The sequence below is a fragment of the Streptomyces sp. NPDC056452 genome, assembly GCF_042796085.1.
In the GTDB taxonomy this organism is placed as follows: domain Bacteria; phylum Actinomycetota; class Actinomycetes; order Streptomycetales; family Streptomycetaceae; genus Streptomyces.
The window spans coordinates 1-21318 of sequence record NZ_JBHTRI010000008.1; the positions used below are offsets into that span (position 1 = coordinate 1).

Annotated in this window: 9 protein-coding genes; all 9 read left to right on the forward strand. The window is 70.4% G+C overall.

All coding sequences use genetic code 11. The features are described from left to right. Nucleotides 1-7280 (forward strand): SDR family NAD(P)-dependent oxidoreductase (locus ACFQ6X_RS10220; protein WP_383178833.1); only part of this gene is annotated, 7280 nt, incomplete at its 5' end. A 4-nt stretch (nucleotides 7281-7284) separates the two neighbouring features. After that, complete coding sequence (locus ACFQ6X_RS10225) at nucleotides 7285-12873, forward strand: type I polyketide synthase (protein ID WP_383178836.1); 5589 nt, start codon at nucleotides 7285-7287, stop codon at nucleotides 12871-12873. Nucleotides 12874-12917: 44 nt separating this feature from the next. Beyond that, nucleotides 12918-14378, forward strand: a complete 1461-nt coding sequence (locus tag ACFQ6X_RS10230; protein ID WP_383178839.1) for an FAD-dependent monooxygenase — start codon at nucleotides 12918-12920, stop codon at nucleotides 14376-14378. A 36-nt stretch (nucleotides 14379-14414) separates the two neighbouring features. Beyond that, a complete protein-coding gene (locus ACFQ6X_RS10235; RefSeq protein ID WP_383178842.1) occupies nucleotides 14415-15965 on the forward strand; it encodes an acyl-CoA carboxylase subunit beta in 1551 nt (516 codons plus the stop codon). A gap of 10 nt (nucleotides 15966-15975) precedes the next feature. Next, the gene (locus ACFQ6X_RS10240; protein ID WP_383178845.1) at nucleotides 15976-16170 is read left to right on the forward strand and encodes an acyl-CoA carboxylase subunit epsilon; all 195 of its coding nucleotides are present in this window, start codon (nucleotides 15976-15978) and stop codon (nucleotides 16168-16170) included. A 26-nt stretch (nucleotides 16171-16196) separates the two neighbouring features. Then, nucleotides 16197-17951, forward strand: coding sequence for an acetyl/propionyl/methylcrotonyl-CoA carboxylase subunit alpha (locus ACFQ6X_RS10245; protein ID WP_383178848.1), 1755 nt, complete (start codon nucleotides 16197-16199; stop codon nucleotides 17949-17951). Between the two features lie 94 nt (nucleotides 17952-18045). Continuing rightward, nucleotides 18046-18237: a ferredoxin gene (locus ACFQ6X_RS10250; protein WP_383178851.1), complete on the forward strand. Its 192-nt coding sequence runs from the start codon at nucleotides 18046-18048 to the stop codon at nucleotides 18235-18237. Then, a complete protein-coding gene (locus tag ACFQ6X_RS10255) occupies nucleotides 18234-19490 on the forward strand; it encodes an NAD(P)/FAD-dependent oxidoreductase (protein ID WP_383178854.1) in 1257 nt (418 codons plus the stop codon). The genes ACFQ6X_RS10250 and ACFQ6X_RS10255 overlap by 4 nt, the downstream gene beginning before the upstream one ends. 115 nt (nucleotides 19491-19605) lie before the next feature. Beyond that, entirely contained in the window at nucleotides 19606-21318 is a 1713-nt protein-coding gene (locus ACFQ6X_RS10260) for an acyl-CoA dehydrogenase family protein (protein WP_383178857.1), read from the forward strand.

Below are 21318 nucleotides of genomic sequence, written 5' to 3' on the forward strand. Positions count from 1 at the left end.
CGTTCGCTCTGATCCCCATATCCGCCAAGACCCCCGAAGCGCTCCGCGCCCAGGCACGACGCCTCGCCGACACGCTCAAGACCACGACCGCGTCCCTCACCGACACCGGACTCTCCCTCGCCGTCCACCGCGCCGCACTGGACCACCGAGCCGTCATCCTCGCCACCGACGACGAAGAGGTCCTCGACGACTTGAGCGTGCTGGCCGCAGGCGGAACCTCACCCCGACTGATCAAGGGTGAACCCGTCACCGGAGACGTCGCCTTCCTCTTCACCGGCCAGGGCAGCCAGTACCCCGGCATGGGCAAAGAGCTCTACGACACCCACCCCGTCTTCGCCGAAGCCCTCAACGAGGTGTGCACCCACCTCGACCCCCACCTCGGACGCTCCCTCCGCGACATCATGTTCACCGACGACGAGGGGCTTCTCGACCAGACGTTCTATACGCAGGCCTCGTTGTTCGCTTTGGAAGTTGCGCTGTTCCGGCTGACGGAGCACTTCGGCCTGCGACCGAAGTACCTCGCAGGACACTCGATCGGTGAGGTCGCCGCCGCCCACGCCGCCGGCGTCCTCTCACTCGCCGACGCCTGCACCCTCGTCGCCACCCGAGGCCGCCTCATGCAGGCACTCCCCGCCAACGGCACCATGCTCTCCGCCCTCGCAGCCGAAGACCACATCACCCCCCACCTCACCGAACACGAACACCACATCTCCATCGCCGCCGTCAACGGACCCACCTCCACCGTCCTCTCCGGCGACCGCACCACCCTCGAGAGCCTCGAAACCACCCTCACCGAACAAGGCATCAAAACCCGCCGCCTACGCGTCAGCCACGCCTTCCACTCCCCCCACATGAACCCCATGCTCGACGAGTTCAGGGCCACCATCGAGAACCTGGACTTCCAACCGCCCCGGATACCGGTCATCTCCAACGTCACCGGCACGATCGCGACCACCGAACAGCTCACCTCCCCCGACTACTGGGTACGCCACGTCCGCGAGACCGTCCGCTTCCACGACGGCATCACCACCCTCGCCCAGGCAGGCGTCACCACCTACCTCGAACTCGGACCCGACGCCGTCCTCACCGCCATGGGCCGCGCCTGCATCCCCGACACCACCACCGGCACCGAACCCGCCTTCCTCACCACACTCCGCAAGGACCGCCCCGAACCCGCCACCCTCAACACCGCCCTCGCACACCTCTGGACACGCGGAACCACCCCCGACTGGAAAGCCGTCCACGGCACCCACCACACACCCCAGGTCCTCGACCTCCCCACCTACCCCTTCCAGCGCAAGCGCTACTGGCTGAGTCACGATGCCTCGCGCAGCGCCGACGCCTCGGCAACCGGACTGGGCCTCCGCCCAGCCGGACACCCGTTGCTCGGTGCGGCCGTGTACCTGGCGGACGCCGACGGTCTGGTACTCACCTCCCGGCTGTCCCTGGACGAGCACCCGTGGCTGGCGGACCATGCCGTGCTGGACACAGTCCTCTTCCCGGGCACGGCCCTGGTGGAGCTGGCGATCCGCGCGGGAGACCTCGTCGGCTGCCAGGCCGTGGATGAACTGACGTTGGAATCACCGCTGGTGCTCCCCTCGTCCGGTGGCGTGCAGGTACAGGTCTCGGTGAGTGAACCGGACGGGTCGGGACACTGCTCGTTCAGCGTTCACTCGCGTGCAGAGGACGATGCGGCCGATCAGCAGTGGGTACGGCACGCCACGGGCGTACTCGTCCCGGACGCGCAGTCCGTCCTCGACGCCCGGTCCGGCAACCAGGACGCGCTCGACGTCTGGCCGCCGACGGACGCGGAGCCGGTGGACCTCACCGGCTGGTACGGAACGCTGGCCGCGAAGGGCTTCGACTACGGCCCCGCATTCCAGGGGCTGCGGTCGGTCTGGCAGCGCGGTGCCGAGGTATTCGCGGAGATCGTGCTGCCGGACGATCAGTCGGAGTCGGCGGGCGCGTTCGGTCTGCATCCGGCTCTCCTGGACTCGGCCCTGCACGCCATCGAACTCGGCGTGCTGCCGGCGTCCGACGATCTGCGGCTGCCGTTCGCGTGGAGCGGTGTCCGGCTCTACGCCCAGGGTGCCGCCGCCGCACGCGTGCGGCTGGCCAAGGCAGGTCCGGACGCGGTCTCGTTGCTCCTGGCCGACGCCACCGGGCAGCCGCTCGCCCAGGTCGACTCACTTACTCTGCGTGCCGCCTCCTCCGAGCAGCTCAAGGGCGTCGCCCGGTCGGCCCAGCACGATGCTCTGTTCCGGGTGGAGTGGGTGCCGGCCACAACCGCAACCGGTCCGACGACCGAGGACATCGCCGGTGCCACCGTCGTTCAGCTCCCCACCGGAGAACCCGTCCACGACACAGTCCACACCGCACTGGCACACGCCCAGCAGTGGCTGGCCGAAGACCGCCCCGACCACGAACGACTCGTCGTCGTCACCCACAACGCCATGGCCACCACCCCCGACGAAGACACCCACAACCTGGCAGGAGCCGCCGCCTGGGGACTCCTGCGCACCGCACAAACCGAAAACCCCGACCGCATCATCCTCCTCGACCTCGACCACCCCACCAACCTCGAAACCATCCTGCCCACCGCCCTCACCACCACCGAACCCCAACTCGCCCTCCGCAACGGGAAGCTCCTCACCCCACGACTCACCCGCCTCACCACACCGGAAGCAACCGAAGCAACCGAGACACCCTTCGATCCCGAGGGCACGGTTCTGATCACAGGCGCCACCGGAGCACTCGGCGGACTCCTCGCCCGCCACCTCATCACCCACCACGGCACGCGCCACCTCCTCCTCGTCAGCCGCCGAGGCAACAACGCCCCCGGAGCCCAACAACTCCACGACCAACTCACAAACCTCGGCGCCCACATCACCCTCGCCGCCTGCGACGTCACCGACCCAACCGCACTCGACAACCTCCTCGACACCATCCCCACCGCACACCCCCTCACCGCCGTCATCCACGCCGCAGGCATCCTCGACGACGGCATCTTCACCACCCTCACCCCCCAACGCGTCTCCACCGTCCTCAGCCCCAAAACCGACGCCGCCTGGAACCTCCACCAAGCAACCCGCCACCACAACCTCACCACCTTCGCCCTCTTCTCATCGGTGGCCGGCACCTACGGCACCGCGGGGCAGGGGAGTTACGCTGCCGCCAACTCCTACCTGGACGCGCTGGCCCACCACCGCAGGAGCCTCGGGCTGCCCGCCGTGTCCCTGGCCTGGGGGCCCTGGTCCGACGGAGGCATGGCCGCGGCACTCAGCGAGGCCGATCTGGCCCGTCTGTCCCGCACGGGCATCGGGGCGCTGGAGCCGGCACACGGTCTGGAGCTGTTCGACACCTCGCTGACATCGGGGCTGCCCGATGTGGTGCCGATGGTGCTCGACGCCACGGGACTCCGGTCCCAGGGCGGTGAGATTCCGTACGTCCTGCGCGGGCTGATCCGGACGACCGCGCGCCGAGCAGCGCAGTCGGGCGGCGTTGCGTCCGCCGGCTCGCTGACGCAACGGCTGGCCGGCCTCACCCCGGAGAAGCGGGACGACTTCCTGCTGGATCTGGTGAGGACCGAGGTCGCGGCAGCGCTGAGCTACTCCGGTTCGGAGGCGGTCGACGGGCGCCGGGGCTTCAAGGAACTCGGCATCGACTCACTCACCGCCGTCGAACTACGCAACCGCCTCAACAAGACCACCGGACTACGCCTCCCGGCCACCCTCGTCTTCGACTACCCCAGCCCCCTCGCCGTCGCCCAACTCCTGCGCACCGAAATCGACAACACGGGATCCGGGACGGTGGCCGACTCAGCGGTCCGCGCGACCGACGCGACCGTCGTCGATGACGACCCGATCGTGATCGTCGGAATGAGCAGCCGCTTCCCCGGGGGCATCAACTCGCCCGACGACCTGTGGGAGTTGGTGGCCTCCGGCGGAGACGCGATCTCGGGGTTCCCGGAGAACCGCGGCTGGGATCTGGAGTCGCTGTACGATCCCGACCCTGAGGCCCCCGGCACGACGTACGTTCGCAGGGGCGGGTTCCTGCATGATGCCGCCGACTTCGATGCCGAGTTCTTCGGGATCTCGCCCCGTGAGGCACTCGCGATGGATCCGCAGCAGCGGCTGCTGCTCGAAGCCTCCTGGGAGGCCTTCGAGGACGCCGGCATCGACCCCACCACCCTCCGCGGCACCAGCACCGGCGTCTACGCAGGTGTCATGTACCACGACTACGCGACTCGCCTGCCCGTCGTGCCGGAGGACCTGGAGGGATATGTCGGCACCGGAAACACGGGCAGTGTGAACACCGGAAGGATCTCTTACACCTTCGGTCTGGAGGGTCCGGCAGTCACCGTCGACACCGCCTGCTCCTCCTCCCTCGTCGCACTCCACATGGCCACCCAGTCACTGCGCCAGGGCGAGACCTCACTCGCCCTCGCCGGCGGCGTCACCATCATGTCCACACCCAGCACCTTCATCGAATTCAGCCGCCAACGCGGACTCGCACCCGACGGACGCTGCAAACCCTTCTCCGCAACAGCAGACGGCACCGGCTGGTCCGAAGGCGTAGGCGTCCTCGTCCTCGAACGGCTCTCCGACGCCCAACGCAACAACCACACCATCCTCGCCACCATCCGCGGCACCGCCATCAACCAGGACGGCGCAAGCAACGGCCTCACCGCACCCAACGGCCCCTCCCAACAACGCGTCATCCACACCGCACTCACCAACGCCAACCTCACCCCCGCCGACATCGACGCCATCGAAGCCCACGGCACCGGCACCCGACTCGGCGACCCCATCGAAGCCCAAGCACTCATCAACACCTACGGCCAACACCACACCCCCCAACAACCCCTCTGGCTCGGCTCCCTCAAATCCAACATCGGCCACACCCAAGCCGCAGCCGGCGTCGCAGGCATCATCAAAATGGTCAAAGCCATCCAACACGCAACACTCCCCCCCACCCTCCACGCCCACGAACCCTCCCCCTACATCGACTGGGACGCCCAAACAGTCCAACTCCTCACCCACACACAACCCTGGCCCACCACCGGCAAACCCCGCCGCGCCGCCATCTCCTCCTTCGGCATCAGCGGCACCAACGCCCACGTCATCCTCGAACAACCCCCCACCACACCCACCAACACACCCACACCCACCCACACCAAACCCTCCACCACACTCCTCCCCATATCCGCCAAAACCCCCGAAGCCCTCACCCAGCAGGGCGCCCAGCTCTCGGCATACATGACGGCACACCCAGACACCACCGCCCACGACCTCGGCCTCGCCCTCGCAACCACCCGCGCCGCCCACGACCACCGAGCCGTCATCCTCGCCACCGACGACGAGTCGCTGATGTCGGGCCTGGTGGCTCTCGCCACCGGCGGCTCCGCCCCCGGCCTGGTGCGGAGCCCGGAAGGTGAGGGAGTCGTCGACGGCGGCAAGCTCGCCTTCCTGTTCACCGGGCAGGGCAGTCAACGCCCGGGTATGGGGGCGGAGTTGTACGACGCCTACCCCGTCTTCGCCGAGGCGATGGATGCCATCTGTGCGGCGTTCGACGGGCAGTTGGACCGCCCCTTGATGGACATCATCTTCTCGACGGAAGGGTCGGAAGAGGCTGAGCTGCTCGACGAGACGGCCTACACCCAGGCAGCGCTGTTCGCTCTCGAGGTGGCGCTCTTCCGACTGGCCACGTCCTGGGGGCTGCGACCCGACCATCTGATGGGCCATTCGATCGGTGAGGTCGCCGCCGCCCACGCCGCCGGCGTCCTCTCACTCGCCGACGCCTGCACCCTCGTCGCCACCCGAGGCCGCCTCATGCAGGCACTCCCCGCCAACGGCACCATGCTCTCCGCCCTCGCAGCCGAAGACGACATCACCCCCCACCTCACCGGACACGAACACCACGTATCCATCGCCGCCGTCAACGGACCCACCTCCACCGTCCTCTCCGGCGACCGCACCACCCTCGAGAACCTCGAAACCACCCTCACCGAACAAGGCATCAAAACCCGCCGCCTACGCGTCAGCCACGCCTTCCACTCCCCCCACATGAACCCCATGCTCGACGAATTCCGGGCCACCATCGAGAACCTCAACTTCCAGGCTCCACAGATCCCCGTCATCTCCAACGTCACCGGCACCACCGCAACCACCGAACAGCTCACCTCCCCCGACTACTGGGTACGCCACGTCCGCGAAACCGTCCGCTTCCACGACGGCATCACCACCCTCGCCCAGGCAGGCGTCACCACCTACCTCGAACTCGGACCCGACGCCGTCCTCACCGCGCTGGCGCAGGACTCGCTGACCGGCCCGGCCGGACCCGATCCGGTTCTCGTACCGACGCTGCGCCGTGGACATCCGCAGGTGGAGACGTTCGCGGCCGCCGTCGCCGAGGCCCACGTACGTGGTGTCGCCGAGGTCGACTGGAGTGCGGTGTACGCCGGTTCGGCGGCGCAGCCGCTGGTGGGCCTTCCCGGCTACCCGTTCCAGCGCCGGCGCTACTGGATGGAGGCTCCCGACACGGTGGCGCCCACCGGTTCCGTCGAAGCCGGATTCTGGGAAGCCGTCGAGCGTGAGGACCTCGAATCCCTGGCGGCCACGGTGGGCGCGGAGGACGCCTCGGTCCTGGGTGAGGCGCTGTCCGTGCTGTCGGCCTGGCGGCGACGGCTCTCAGAGCCGTCGCGGTCACGTGCCGACGCGGTGACGGCGACCTCGGAGCCGGCTGCCGAACCAGCGGCCGACGAGAGCCTGGCCGTGACCCTCGGCTCGCTGTCCGGCCAGGAGCGTGAGCGCCGGGTACTCGACCTGGTGCGTACCGAGATCGCTGCCGCCCTGAAGCACTCCGGCAAGGAGGCTGTGGAACCGCGGCGCTCGCTGAAGGAGCTCGGCTTCGACTCACTGGCTGCCGTGACCCTGCGGAACAAGCTGAACGCGGCCACCGGCCTGAAGCTGTCGGCGACGCTGGCGTTCGACCACCCCACGCCGGCGGACCTGGCGGCACACATCGGTGCGGCGCTCGCCCCGGACATCCCGGTGGCCTCCCTCGACGAGGAGGTGGACCGGCTGGGGGACGCCTGGTCGGCGGCCGACGGAAGCGTGCGGGACCGGGCCGCGGCCCGGCTCAGGACCCTGTTGTCCGGCCTGGAAGCCACCGCGGTCCCGGTGACGGGATCGACCGACGAGCTTGCGGACCGACTCCGGGAGGCGGAGGACGACGACGACCTCTTCGACCTCATCGACTCCGAACTCGGCACGCCCTGACCCGATGTCCGCCGAGCACCACGGCATTGAACCAGCGAGGAACACGATGTCTGACGAAAAGAAGCTGCGGGACTATCTGAAGCGGGTCACGGTCGAGCTGCGCGACGCCCGGCTGAAGCTCCAGGAGGCCGAGGACTCCGCCTCCGAACCGATCGCGATCGTCGGGATGAGCTGCCGTCTCCCCGGCGGCGTCCGGTCGCCGGAGGATCTGTGGGATCTGGTCGAGTCCGGTACGGACGCGATTTCGGAGTTCCCCGCCGACCGCGGCTGGGACGTGGACGGGCTCTACGACCCCGAGCCGGACCGGCCGGGCAAGTCGTACACCAGGAGCGGTGGATTCCTGTACGACGCCGGTGAGTTCGACTCCGAGTTCTTCGGGATCTCGCCGCGCGAGGCTCTGGCCATGGACCCCCAGCAGCGGCTGTTCCTGGAGGCGTCCTGGGAAGCCTTCGAACGGGCGGGCATCGACGCGGCCACGCTGCGTGGCAGCAGCACGGGTGTCTACGCGGGCTGTGTCACCTCCGACTACCAGGTGTTGCTCACCTCGGCACCGGAGGAGATCGAGGCGTACCGGATGACGGGGTCGGCGGCCAGTGTGCTGTCGGGGAGGGTCTCCTACCTCTTCGGGCTGGAGGGTCCGGCCGTCACCGTCGACTCCGCCTGTTCGTCCTCACTGGTGGCACTCCATCTGGCCGCGCAGGCGCTGCGCCGGGGCGAGTGCTCACTGGCACTGGCCGGAGGTGTCACGGTGATGGCCACTCCCACCGGTTTCGTGGACTTCAGCCGCCAGCGGGGCTTCTCACCCGACGGGCGCTGCAAGGCGTTCGGTGCGGGCGCGGACGGTACGGGCTTCGCCGAGGGCGTGGGCGTGCTGGTGGTGGAGCGGTTGTCGGACGCACTCCGCAACGGCCACAACGTCCTGGCGGTGCTGCGGGGCAGCGCCGTCAATCAGGACGGGGCCAGCAACGGGCTGACCGCCCCCAACGGGCCGTCCCAGCAGCGTGTCATCCGATCGGCGCTCGCCTCGGCAGGTCTCGCCCCCGCCGACGTCGACGCGGTGGAGGCCCATGGCACCGGTACGAGGCTCGGTGACCCGATCGAGGCGCAGGCCCTGCTCGCCACGTACGGGGAGGGCCGGGACTCCGGACAGCCTTTGTGGCTGGGGTCGGTGAAGTCGAACGTCGGGCACACGCTGGCAGCCGCCGGAGTCGTCGGCGTCATCAAGATGGTCAAGGCGATGCAGCACGGTTTTCTGCCCCGCACGCTGCACGCGGACGAGGCGTCGCCCTTCGTCGACTGGGACTCGGGGGCGGTCGAGCTCCTGACCGAGCGGCAGGCGTGGCCGGAGACGGGCCGGGTACGCCGCGCAGGAGTCTCGGCGTTCGGCATGAGCGGCACCAACGCCCATGTGGTCCTGGAACAGGGCCCGCGCGCGGAGGACGAGCGGGCGGGTGCCGGTGACGAGCCGGCGGAGCCCGCGGTGCTTCCGGTGGTCCCCTATCTGCTGTCGGCGCGCGGTGATGCGGCGCTGCGGACACAAGCGACCCGGTTGCGTGCTCACCTGCACGCCCGCCCCGAGCTGTCGCCGGCAGATGTGGGCCACTCGCTCGTGGCGACCCGGTCGGCTCTGGACCACCGGGCTGTCGTCCTGGGCGGCGACGCGACCGAGCTGGCCGCGGGGCTGGAGGCGCTGTCCCGTGGCGAGTCGTCGGTACGTCTGGTCGCCGGCGTTGCCAGGGAGCGCGGGAAGACGGTCTTCGTCTTTCCGGGACAGGGCTCGCAGTGGACGGGCATGGCGGTGGACCTGATCGACGGTGCGCCGGTGTTCGCGGAAAGCTTGCGCGCGTGCGACGCCGCTGTCGGGGCCCATGTCGACTGGTCGGTCGAGGATGTGCTGCGCGAGCGTGAAGGCGCGCCGTCGATGGACCGCATCGAGGTCGTCCAGCCGGTTCTGTTCTCGGTGATGGTGTCGCTGGCCGCGCTGTGGCGCCACCACGGAGTCGAGCCGGACGCCGTCGTCGGGCACTCGCAGGGAGAGATAGCGGCGGCTTGTGTCGCGGGTGCGCTCACCCTCGAGGACGCCGCGCGCATCGTCGTCCTGCGGTCGCAGCTGTTCGCCGACGAGCTGATGGGACACGGGGCCGTGGCATCGGTCGGGCTGTCCCGAAAGGAGATGGACGGCTGGCTGGAGCCGTACGGGGACCGGCTGGCCGTCGCCGGCGTGAACAGCCCGCGGCTGGTGACGGTGGCCGGTGAGCCCGAGGCTCTCCAGGACCTGGTGGCGGCACTGACGGCGCGTGAGATCCGGGCCAGGATCGTGCCCGCCACCGTGGCTTCGCACTGCGCGCAGGTCGACCCGTTGCGTGAGCGCCTCGCCGATCTGCTCGCGTTCGTACAGCCGCGCAGGGGAAGCATTCCGCTGTATTCGACGGTGACGGGCCAGGTGCTGGACGGCCCGGAGCTGACCGCCGGCTACTGGTTCGAGAACTGCCGGCGGCCGGTCAATTTCGAGCCGGTCGTCCGTACCCTGCTGGAGGACGGCTTCGACGTGTTCGTCGAGTCGAGCGCGCACCCGGTGCTGGTGCTCGGTGTGGAGGAGACCGTCGAGGACGCCGGCGCGGAGGCGTTGGTGACCGGCACCCTGCGGCGCGGCAGCGGTGATCCGAAGAGGTTCCTCCAGTCGCTGTCGGAGGCGTACGTCCGTGGGCTGCCGGTCGGCTGGGGGTCCGTGTTCGGCACCGGCCGTACGGCGGTCGAGCTGCCCACGTACCCCTTCCAGCGGCGCCGCTACTGGGTGGACCCGGCCGACGGCCGAGCCGCGTCGGGCACCGGCACGCGGTCCGTGGACGAGGCCTTCTGGGATGCCGTGGAGCGCGAGGACCTGGCTGGACTCGCCTCGTCCCTGCGTCTGACGGACCCCACGGCCCTCGGCGAGCTGCTGCCCGCACTGTCCTCGTGGCGGCGCGACAGCAAGGAGATCGGCGCCGCCGACGCGTGGCGCTATCAGGCGGTGTGGCGCCCCGCCGCCGAGCCGGCCCAGGCGCTGCTGTCCGGCAAGTGGCTGCTGGTCCGTCCGGCGGGCAGCGACGCGGAGGAGGCGGCCGAGGCTGTTGCCGGTGCCGTGCGGAATGCGGGCGGGCACCCGTTGCCGGTTCAGGTGGACGTGGCGGAGGGCCGTGAGGTCTTGGCGCGCCGGCTGGCGGACGCGGCGGGCGGCGGGAGCGTGGCGGGCATCGTCTCTCTGCTGCCGTTCGGACCGGTTGCCGGGCGGGGCACGGCGGCCGGACCCGCTCTCGCCGGTACGGTGCTGCTCCTGCAGGTGTTGTCCGACGCACCGTTCGCCGCACCGGTGTGGTCGCTGACGCGCGGCGCGGTCCCGGCCGACCCCCGCGACCGGGTCAACAGCCCGGAGCAGGCCCAGATCTGGGGCCTGGGACAGATCGCCGCGATCGAGACTCCGCAGGTCTGGGGCGGCCTGATCGATCTGCCGGACGAGCTGGACGACCGGACGCTCGCCCGGCTGGTCTCGCTGCTCGCGGCGACGGGCGGCGAGACCCAGGCGGCGCTGCGTCCCGGAGGCGTGCTCGTACGGCGTCTCGTACCGGCCCCCGGGCCCGCTGCGGGCTCCGGTACCGCCTTCCGGGAGAGCGGAACCGTCCTGATCACGGGCGGTGTCGAGGGCATGGGCAGGCATGTGGCCCGTCTGCTGGCAGAAAGGGGGAACGCCCGTCTGCTCCTGACCACCGACCCAGGCACCGCGCCGGAATCGGTGGCCGACGCGAAGGCCGAACTCACCGCCCTGGGTGCCGAGGTGACCGTGGCCACGTGCGACGTGGCCGACCGGGACGCGCTGGCGGTGCTGCTGGCCGACGTACCTGAGGAAGCGCCCCTGGCCGCGGTCGTGCACACGGCGGGGCTGCTGGAGGACACTCCGCTGGACACACTGACCGGTGAGAGCCTGGAACACCTGCTGCGCACCAAGGTGCTCGGGGCCGAGAACCTGCATGCGCTGACGGCGGACGCCGGACTGACGGCCTTCGTACTGTTCTCGTCGATCACCGCCACCTTGGGCGGCGGGCTCGGCCTGGCCGGGTACGCGGCTGCCAACGCCCACCTCGACGCTCTGGCGGCGCACCGCAGGGCCCGCGGGCTGCCCGCCACGGCGCAAGCCTGGGGCATATGGGAGAGCGAGCCGGACGAACCTGCCGCCGCCGCCCTCGAGGAGGCCCGGCGTGAGCGCCTCGGCCGGCGCGGGCTTCCCCTTCTGCGTCCGGCTCCGGCACTGGCCGCGTTCGAGCGTGCGCTCAGTCCCGCGGGCGCGACGATCGTTCTCGCCGACATCGTCTGGGACCGCTTCACACGGGTCTTCGACGGCACCGGGCAGAGCTCCCTCATCTCGGAGATCCCTCAGGTCAGGGAGATCCGTAGGGAGACCGGCGCGGCTTCGGCGGACCGTACGAGGAGCATCGTCGGACGGCTTCCCGGGCTGTCTCCGGCGCAGCGTCACGAGCTCCTGCTCGACTTGGTACGGGGCGAACTCGCGGCGGTACTCGGCCACTCGGACCCGGCCGCGGTCGTGGCCCGGCGTGAGTTCCTGGAGCTGGGCATGGACTCGGTGACCGGGGTGGCTCTGCGCAACAGGCTGGACGCCGCGACCGGGCTGCGGCTGCCGGCCCGGGTGATCCTGGACCGGCGGACCCCCGAGGCCCTGGCTCGCCATCTCGACGAACAGCTGGCAGGTGCGGGAGACGCCGGAGCGGGAACCGCGGGGCTGGGCGCGCAGTTCGCGCAGGCCTATGAGAGCGGCACGGGCGAGGGGTTCATGGCGCGCCTGGCCGACCTCACGCAGGAGCGCACGGTGTTCACACCGGAACAGCCCCGGCTTCCTGAGGTGGTGCGCCTCTCGGAAGGATCCGGCGCGCCGCGGCTGCTGTGCTTCCCGACGGTCCTCGCGACCTCCGGACCGCACCAGTTCGCCCGCTTCGCGGCGCCGTTCGCCGGTGAACGCGGCGTGTTCGCGCTGTCGTTGCCCGGATTCAGGGACGGGGAGCAACTGCCCGCATCGCTCGACGCGATTGCCGAGGCGTCGGCGGAGGCGGTGCGGCGGTGCACGGACGGCGAACCGTTCGTCCTCGTCGGCTACTCGTCGGGCGGGGTCATCGCCCACGAGGCCGTACGCAGACTGGAGGAGTCCGGGGTCTTCCCCGACGCCCTCGTGCTGCTCGACACCTTCGTACCGGGGGAAGCGGCCCTGGCGGGTACCGAGCACGCGCTGATGGCGGGGATGGCCCGGAGGCTGACGGAGTTCGGCAGCTTCGAGGATGCCCGGCTGACTGCGATGAGCGGCTATCTGCGCCTGCTCGACGGCTGGCGGCCCACGGCCGTCAAGGCGCCGGTGCTGCTGGCCCGGCCGGTCGAGCCGGTGCCGGGGGCGGGCGAGGCGGACGGTGCCGGCCGGCTGTCGTCGTGGCGGATCCCGTACACGGCCGATGTGCCCGGCGACCACTTCTCGATGATCGAGGAGCACGCGGGGGACGCGGCACGGACCGTCGGCCACTGGCTGGCCGCCCTCGAAGCACCGGAACAGGCATGAGCCCCGGCAGCAGCACCCACAACGAGCCAGGAGCGGCGGACGACATGACACAGCGAGTTCCGGTACTGATCGTGGGCGCCGGGCCGGTCGGCCTGGCCGCCGCGTGCGCACTGTGGCAGCGGGGTGTGCGCGCCCGGGTCGTGGAGGCCCAGCACTCTCCGCACGTCGGTTCGCGCGCTGTCCAGCTGCATGCGCCGACGCTGCGGATCTTCCGCGAGCTCGGGGTGGCGGAGCAGGCTGAGCAGCGTGGGCTGCGCATCAGGTCGAACCGGTACCACCTTGCGGGCGGGCGGACGCTGACGGTCGAACTCGGGGCGCTCAATGAACCGTTGATGCTGCCGCAGGAGATCACCTGCGAGTTGCTCGAACACCGGCTCAAGGAGCTCGGCGGACGCGTGGAACGAGGCGTCACCGTCACGGAGGTGGCCCCGGCCGACGATGTGGTCACCGTCCGCGCCGACGGTCCCGACGGGCCGGTGCGCATCGAGGCGGACTGGCTGATCGCTGCGGACGGTGTCCGCAGCCCCGTGCGGGAACACCTGGGCATCGAATTCGTCGGCGCCGAGGTGCCGGTGAACTTCCTCCTCGCGGAGGGCCGGATCGAGGGGCGCCCCGCGGACGACGCGGTCCACTACTTCCTGGGCCGCAGTGGTTCCGTCGTCTTCGCGTCGATGCCCGGCAACCGGGTCCGGATATCGGCGGCCGTCCCCGCCGGCCACCCGCTCACCCAGGAAGGGGTACAGCTGCTCCTGGACGAGCGCGGGCCCGGTGGGCTGCGTGTCGAATCCCTCGACATGGTCAACAGCTTCAGCAGCCAGGAGCGGATCGCGGCCGAGTTCCGCGCGGGGCGGTGCTTCCTCGTGGGCGACGCCGCCCACACCCACTCCCCCATCGGCGGCCAGGGTCTCAACCTCGGCCTGCAGGACGTGCACAACCTGGTCTGGAAGCTGGCCGGAGCCGTAAACGGCACCCTGCGGCCTTCCGTCCTCGACAGTTACGGGCCGGAGCGGCTGCTCGCCGCCGAGCAGATCGTCCACAACACGCGCCAGTTCCTGCGGATCTTCACTCTCGGACCGGCGGCCGCACGCGTCCGCAACACAGCGTGGAGCACGCTGGAGAGCGCGGGAGTCCTGCGGCGCTGGTTCGCACCGCTGCTCGCGGGCTGGCGGGTCCGCTATCCGGACCCGGAGTCCTCCGGTCGGCGCCTGCCCGCATTCACGGGTCACCGGCTTCCGGCCGTCGGTACCCGTTCGCCCCACTGGGCGACGTCCTCGCAGGACCCCGACCGCTACCGGCTCCTGACGCTGGGCTCCGCGGGCGGGGATCCGCTGCGGCGCGGCCGGGCGCTTTCCGGTCTGTGGCCGCGTCTGGTGGTCCACAGCCATGTGCGCCGCGGCACAGCGGGGTTCGTGCTGCTGCGGCCGGACGGCTATGTCGCCGCGAGCGGGCGGACGCCCGCCGACTGGGAGCGGGCGCAGCGCCTGCTGGCCGATGCGGCGGCCTGACCCGGCCCGCCCCCAACCGATTGCAGGAGGTACACCGTGACAACCCAGGAACGCATCGACGAACTGCACGCGTTCAAGGAACTGGCCCGGCAGGGGCCGGATCCGCAGGCTACGGAACGGCAGCACGCGCGCGGCAAACTGACCGCGCAGGAGCGGATCGGCCTTCTGCTGGACAAGGGGTCGTTCCAGGAGATCGAGGCCCTGCGCCGCCACCGGGCGACCGGCTTCGGGCTCGAGAGGAAGCGCCACCACTCGGACGGCGTCGTGACCGGCTGGGGCACCGTGCACGGGCGGACGGTGTTCGTCTACGCGCACGACTTCCGTGTCTTCGGCGGCGCCCTGGGAGAGGCCCACGCCGCCAAGATCCACAAGCTGATGGATCTCGCCGAGGCCGCGGGCGCTCCTCTGGTGAGTCTCAACGACGGCGCCGGCGCACGGATCCAGGAAGGCGTGACCGCCCTCGCGGGCTACGGCGGGATCTTCCAGCGCAACACCCGTAACTCCGGTGTGATTCCGCAGATCAGCGTGATGCTCGGACCGTGCGCCGGCGGTGCGGCGTACTCACCGGCCCTGACCGATTTCGTCTTCATGGTGCGCGAGACCTCGCAGATGTTCATCACCGGACCCGACGTGGTACAGACCGTGACCGGTGAGGAGGTGACCATGAACGGCCTCGGAGGCGCGGACGTCCATGCCTCTGTCTCCGGCGTCGCAGGGTTCGCGTACGACGACGAGGAGACCTGCCTCGAGGAAGTGCGCTACCTGCTCTCCCTGTTGCCGCAGAACAACCGCGAGATGGCGCCGGTCGCCCCCGTCTCGGATCCCGCGGACCGCCGCAACGACGCACTGCTCGACCTCGTGCCCGCCGACGCGAACCAGGCGTACGACATGAGGGCCGTGATCGAGGAAGTCGTCGACGACGGCGACTACTTCGAGGTGCACTCCGCCTGGGCGACCAACATCATCTGCGCCTTCGCCCGGCTCGACGGTCACGTGGTCGGCATCGTCGCCAACCAGCCCTCCTCCATGGCCGGTGTGCTGGACATCCATGCGAGCGAGAAGGCCGCGCGCTTCGTCACCACGTGTGACTCCTTCAACATCCCCCTGGTGACCCTGGTGGACGTGCCGGGTTTCCTGCCGGGTGTGGACCAGGAGCACGGCGGCATCATCCGGCACGGCGCCAAGCTGCTGTACGCCTACTGCAACGCGACCGTGCCCCGGATCTCCGTGGTGGTGCGCAAGGCGTACGGCGGCGCGTACATCGTCATGGACTCCCGCTCCATCGGTACGGACATCTCCCTGGCCTGGCCGACCAACGAGATCGCCGTCATGGGTGCGGAGGGCGCGGCCAACGTCATCTTCCGCCGCGAGATCGCCGGTGCCGAGGACCCCGAGCCGGTACGGCAGCAGAAGATCAAGGAGTACAAGTCGGAACTGATGCACCCCTACTACGCGGCGGAGCGCGGGCTGGTCGACGACGTGATCGATCCGCGCGACACGCGTGCCGCGCTGATCGGCTCACTGGCCATGCTGCGGTCGAAGCACGCGGACCTCCCGTCCCGCAAACACGGCAACCCCCCTGCGTGAAGGCGAAGAGATGAACGCTCTGAAAGTGCTGCACGGCAACCCGAGTCAGGAGGAACTGGCCGCGGTGCTGGCCGTGTTGATGACAGTCGGCCAGCAGCCCGAATCGTCTGCCGGTTCCCTTGCCGCCACACCCGCGAAGGTGACCTGGGGCCGCACCGGCCGCAGGTTCGGTACTCCGGCGGGTTCCTGGAAGTACGCGTCATGACAGCGACGGAGGTGACTGGGAGAATCATGCGCAAGGTGCTCATCGCCAACCGTGGCGAAATCGCTGTCCGCGTTGCTCGGGCTTGCCAGGATGCCGGAATCGCGAGCGTAGCGGTCTACGCCGATCCGGACCGGGATGCTCTGCATGTCCGCGCGGCCGACGAGGCGTTCGCTCTGGGCGGTGACACTCCGGCGGCCAGTTACCTGGACATGGGCAAGGTCCTGCAGGCGGCCAAGGACTCCGGGGCCGATGCGATCCACCCCGGCTACGGCTTCCTCTCGGAGAACGCCGAGTTCGCCCAGGCCGTCCTGGACGCGGGCCTGACCTGGATCGGCCCGCCCCCGCAGGCGATCCGTGACCTCGGTGACAAGGTCGCCGCCCGGCACATCGCCCAGCGTGCCGGCGCCCCGCTCGTCGCCGGCACCCCCGACCCGGTCTCCGGCTCGGACGAGGTCGTCGCGTTCGCCGAGCAGAACGGCCTGCCGATCGCGATCAAGGCCGCCTTCGGCGGCGGCGGGCGCGGCCTGAAGGTCGCCCGCACCCTCGAGGAGATCCCCGAGCTCTACGACTCCGCCGTCCGTGAGGCCGTCGCCGCGTTCGGGCGCGGCGAGTGCTTCGTCGAGCGCTACCTCGACAAGCCCCGCCACGTGGAGACCCAGTGCCTGGCCGACTCCCACGGCAACGTCGTCGTCGTCTCCACCCGTGACTGCTCGCTTCAGCGCCGCCACCAGAAGCTCGTCGAGGAAGCCCCCGCGCCGTTCCTCTCCGAGGCGCAGAACGCCGAGCTGTACGCCGCGTCGAAGGCCATCCTGAAGGAGGCCGGCTACGTCGGTGCCGGCACCGTGGAGTTCCTCGTCGGCACCGACGGCACGATCTCCTTCCTCGAGGTCAACACCCGCCTCCAGGTCGAGCACCCGGTCACCGAGGAGGTCACCGGCCTCGACCTCGTCCGCGAGATGTTCCGCATCGCCGACGGCGAGGAGCTCGGCTACGGCGACCCCGCCGTGCGCGGCCACTCCTTCGAGTTCCGGATCAACGGCGAGGACCCCGGCCGCGGGTTCCTGCCCGCCCCCGGCACCGTCACCACCTTCAACCCGCCCTCCGGCCCCGGTGTCCGCCTCGACGCGGGCGTCGAGTCCGGCAGCGTCATCGGCCCCGCCTGGGACTCCCTCCTCGCCAAGCTCATCGTGACCGGTGCGACACGTGAGCAGGCGCTGCAGCGCGCGGCCCGCGCGCTGGGCGAGTTCACCGTCGAGGGCATGGCCACCGCCATCCCCTTCCACCGTGCCGTCGTCGCCGACCCGGCGTTCACCGCCGACCCGTTCCGCGTCCACACCCGGTGGATCGAGACGGAGTTCGTCAACACCATCCCCGCCTTCGCCGTCCCCGCGGACACCGAAGCGGACGAGGAGTCGGGCCGCGAGACGGTGGTCGTCGAGGTCGGCGGCAAGCGCCTCGAGGTGTCCCTGCCCTCCTCGCTCGGCATGAGCCTGGCCCGCACCGGCCTCGCCGCCGGCGCCAAGCCCAAGCGCCGTGCCGCGAAGAAGGCCGGCTCCGCCGCCTCCGGCGACACCCTCGCCTCCCCCATGCAGGGCACCATCGTCAAGATCGCCGTCGAGGAAGGCCAGGAAGTCAAGGAAGGCGACCTCATCGTCGTCCTCGAAGCGATGAAGATGGAACAGCCCCTCAACGCGCACCGCTCCGGCACCGTCAAGGGCCTCGCCGCCGAAGTCGGCAGCTCCGTCTCCTCCGGCGCCACGATCTGCGAAATCAAGGACTGAGGCGCGGACCGCACAATCCCGTTGCCGCAACGTATTCCTCTTCTTGTCCAGCAATTCATTCTTCCCTTTCCCTCTCCGTGGAGGAGTCTTTTCCATGCGCGTTTCCGTCGACCCTGTCAAGTGCTGCGCCGCGGGCCAGTGCGTACTGATTTCCCCGGACGTCTTCGACCAGGCCGACGACGGCTCCGTCCTGGTTCTTCTCCCCGAGCCTCCGGCCGAGCGGCACGCGGCCGTTCGTGAGGCGGAGGCCGTGTGTCCCGGCATGGCCATTCAGGTGGAGGGGTGAGCGCCGCCGCCGGAATCGTCGTTGTCGGGATGTCGGCCGCAGGCACGGCAGCGGCCGAGGGGCTGCGCCGGGGCGGTTACGACGGCCCGCTGACCCTGATCAGCGAGGAGACACGACTGCCGTACGAGCGACCGCCGCTGTCGAAGGCGGTCCTGGCGGGCGACGGCCCCCCGGATTCGGAGGCGGGTGGTGACCCGGGCCACCTGGAACAGCGGCTCTCCCTCGACGTACGACTCGGCGTCCGGGCCACGGCCCTGGACGTACCGGCCCGCCGGCTGACTCTCGGGACGGGCGAGGAACTCGACTGCACCGCGGTGGTCGTCGCGACCGGGGTCCGTCCCCGTCGGCTTCCCGGCACCGAGGGCGTCGCGGGCGTCCATGTGCTCAGAACCCTCGATGATGCCCTGGCGCTGCGCAAGGACCTCGTGGCCGGTGGCCCGGTGGCCGTCGTGGGCGGTGGTGTGCTGGGCACCGAAGTGGCGGCCGCCGCACGTGGACTGGGGCTGGACGTCACGCTGATCACCGTCGACGACCAGCCGATGGCCCCGGTCCTCGGCGGCTCGCTCGGCCTCCTGATCGCACACGAGCACCGGCGCCACGGCGTGCGCGTGCGGACCGGCCGGACCGTGACCGGCCTGCTGACCGCGGGCGGCCGGGTGGCCGGTGTCCATCTGGACGGGCAGGAGCTGGTCCCCGCGGACGTCGTGGTGCTGGCCGTCGGGTCGGTCCCGGCGACCGACTGGCTGGCGGGAAGCGGTCTCGACCTCACCGACGGCGTCGGCTGCGACGCCTTCTGTGCCGCGGCGCCCGGCGTCTTCGCGGCGGGGGACGTGGCACGCTGGTGGCATCCGCGCTACGGGCGGACCATGCGGGTCGAGCACCGTATGAACGCCTCCGAGCAGGGCACGGTCGTGGCACGCAACGTCCTGGCCTCGCTCGGCGTCATCGACGCACCGCCGACCGCGTACGCGCCGGTGCCGTACTTCTGGTCGGATCAGTACGGCTGGCGGATGCAGGCGTACGGCGTGACCGCCGGGGCGGACCGCGTCGAAGTGCTCCGCGCCGATCCCGGCACTCCGGACCGACCTCCCAAGATGCTTGCCCTGTACGGGGACCGGGACCTGGCCCGGGGCGCCGTGAGCATCGGTCTGCGTCCGGCCGGGACGCGTGCGCTGCGCGCGGTGGCGGCCGGGCCGACGGACTGGGGACGGGCTCTCGATGCCGCACGCACCGCGAGCAACGGGAATTGGTAGGGGTCTTCCGCATTCCTGATCTGGGGTATGCGATAGGGGCCCTCTGTCACTAGCGTGCAAGTAAGGGCCCGGTCACGGGCGTTGTACGTCCGAGGCAGAAGGAATCCTTGCGGCCATGAGTTCAAGCCTCCCCGGTATCCGTCCGCGTTCCACAGCCGAATTCCTGGAAAGCTTCGACGCGGGAAAGCTTTTGTGGCCCTCACTCCGGGAATTCCCCACGCAGGAACCCGGCGACCGGGACGCCGGTGACCGTGTCGTCCAGGAGGCCGGGGACTTCGTCGAGTCCGTTCTGGACCCGGAGGTCGTCGACGGCACCCGCCGGCTGCCCGACGGCTTCCTGGCGGGACTTCAGGAACGGGGCTATCTCCGGCTCCGCGCGGACCCGGAGATCGGCGGCCTCGGCCTCTCCTCGTACAACGCCTTCCGGGTCATCGAGCGGGTGTCCGCCTGGTCGGTTCCGGCCGGACAGGTCCTCGGTATCCAGGCAGGTGTCGGCGCGGGCGCCATGCTTCCGGCGATTCCCGCCGGCGAGCTGCGGGACTTCGTTCGCCGCCGCATCGCGGAGGGGACGGTCTCCGGGTTCGCCGACACCGATGAATCGGGACAGAACAACGCCTTCCCTTCGATGACCGCCACGCTCACCGAGGACGGCTCCTCCTATCTGCTCCGTGGCCGGAAGCTGTTCACCGGGCACGGGACCGTCGCCGATCTGCTGGGGGTGTCGGCCACCGTGGTCGCCGACGGCCGGAGGCGGGTCGGCGCGTTCTTCGTCGACACCCGGGACGCCGCGGGCTTCCGGGTGGCTTCCTCCTTGGATTACCTGGGCAGCCGGGGGCTGCCGAACGGGGCGCTGGTCCTCGACGACGTCCGGGTCCCGCGCGAGCATGCGCTGCTGGATCCGACCGGGGACCAACTCCCGCCGCTCGTCGGTCTGATGGCATTGACGGGCCGCACGTACTTCACCGGTGCCCCGGCACTGGCGATCGCCCGGAACTGTCTTGCCTGGACGCGCGATTTTGTCGCACGGCGCTCCGTCGACGGCCGGGAGCTCGGCTCCTACGATTCGGTGCAGCGCATCGTGGCCACCACACTCGCCGACGTCTTCGCGATGGACAGCGCCGTGCGCTGGACCCTGAGCGGACCGGGCCCTCAGGACCAGCTGTTCGAACGGTTCGTGGCCAAGAACATTCTGACGACCACGTGCTGGCGCGTGGTGGACCGGACGATGTCGCTGCTCGCGGCCGAGGGGTTCGAGACCACGGCCAGTAAGGCACGGCGCGGTGCCCCGGCCATTCCGCTGGACCGTGCCTTCCGGGATGCACGCGGCCTGCGGATCGCCGGGAACATCGACTTCCGGCTCGACGAGCAGGCGGGCCGACTGCTGCTGAACCGCCACTACGCGGGGAAGGCCGAGCAGCCGGCGCCCGGTGGCGGCGCGTCGGCCGGCGACCCGGAGCTGTCGCCGGCCAACCAGGAGCATCTGCGGCATGCCGACCAACAGCTGGCCGAACTGGGCAGGCTGTGCGCGTCGTTGATCCGCACCTACCCGGCCCAGGAAGAGCTGTTCGCACAGCAGCGGACGGTTCTCCTGATCGGCCGCATCGCCACCGAGATCTTCACCATGTGCGCGGTGCTCTCCCGCGCGAGCCGGACCGCCGGCACCGCGGAGAGCGAGGGCCAGGAACTCGCCGACATCCACTGCACCGCGGCCCTGCACCGCGTCTCCTCCCACTGGCGTGAACTGCACACCCCGGTCGAGCCGGACTTCGCGAAGGTGAGCGGCAGCTGGCTGGCCGGAACAACCTCTGACGACCTGATCAGGAATTGA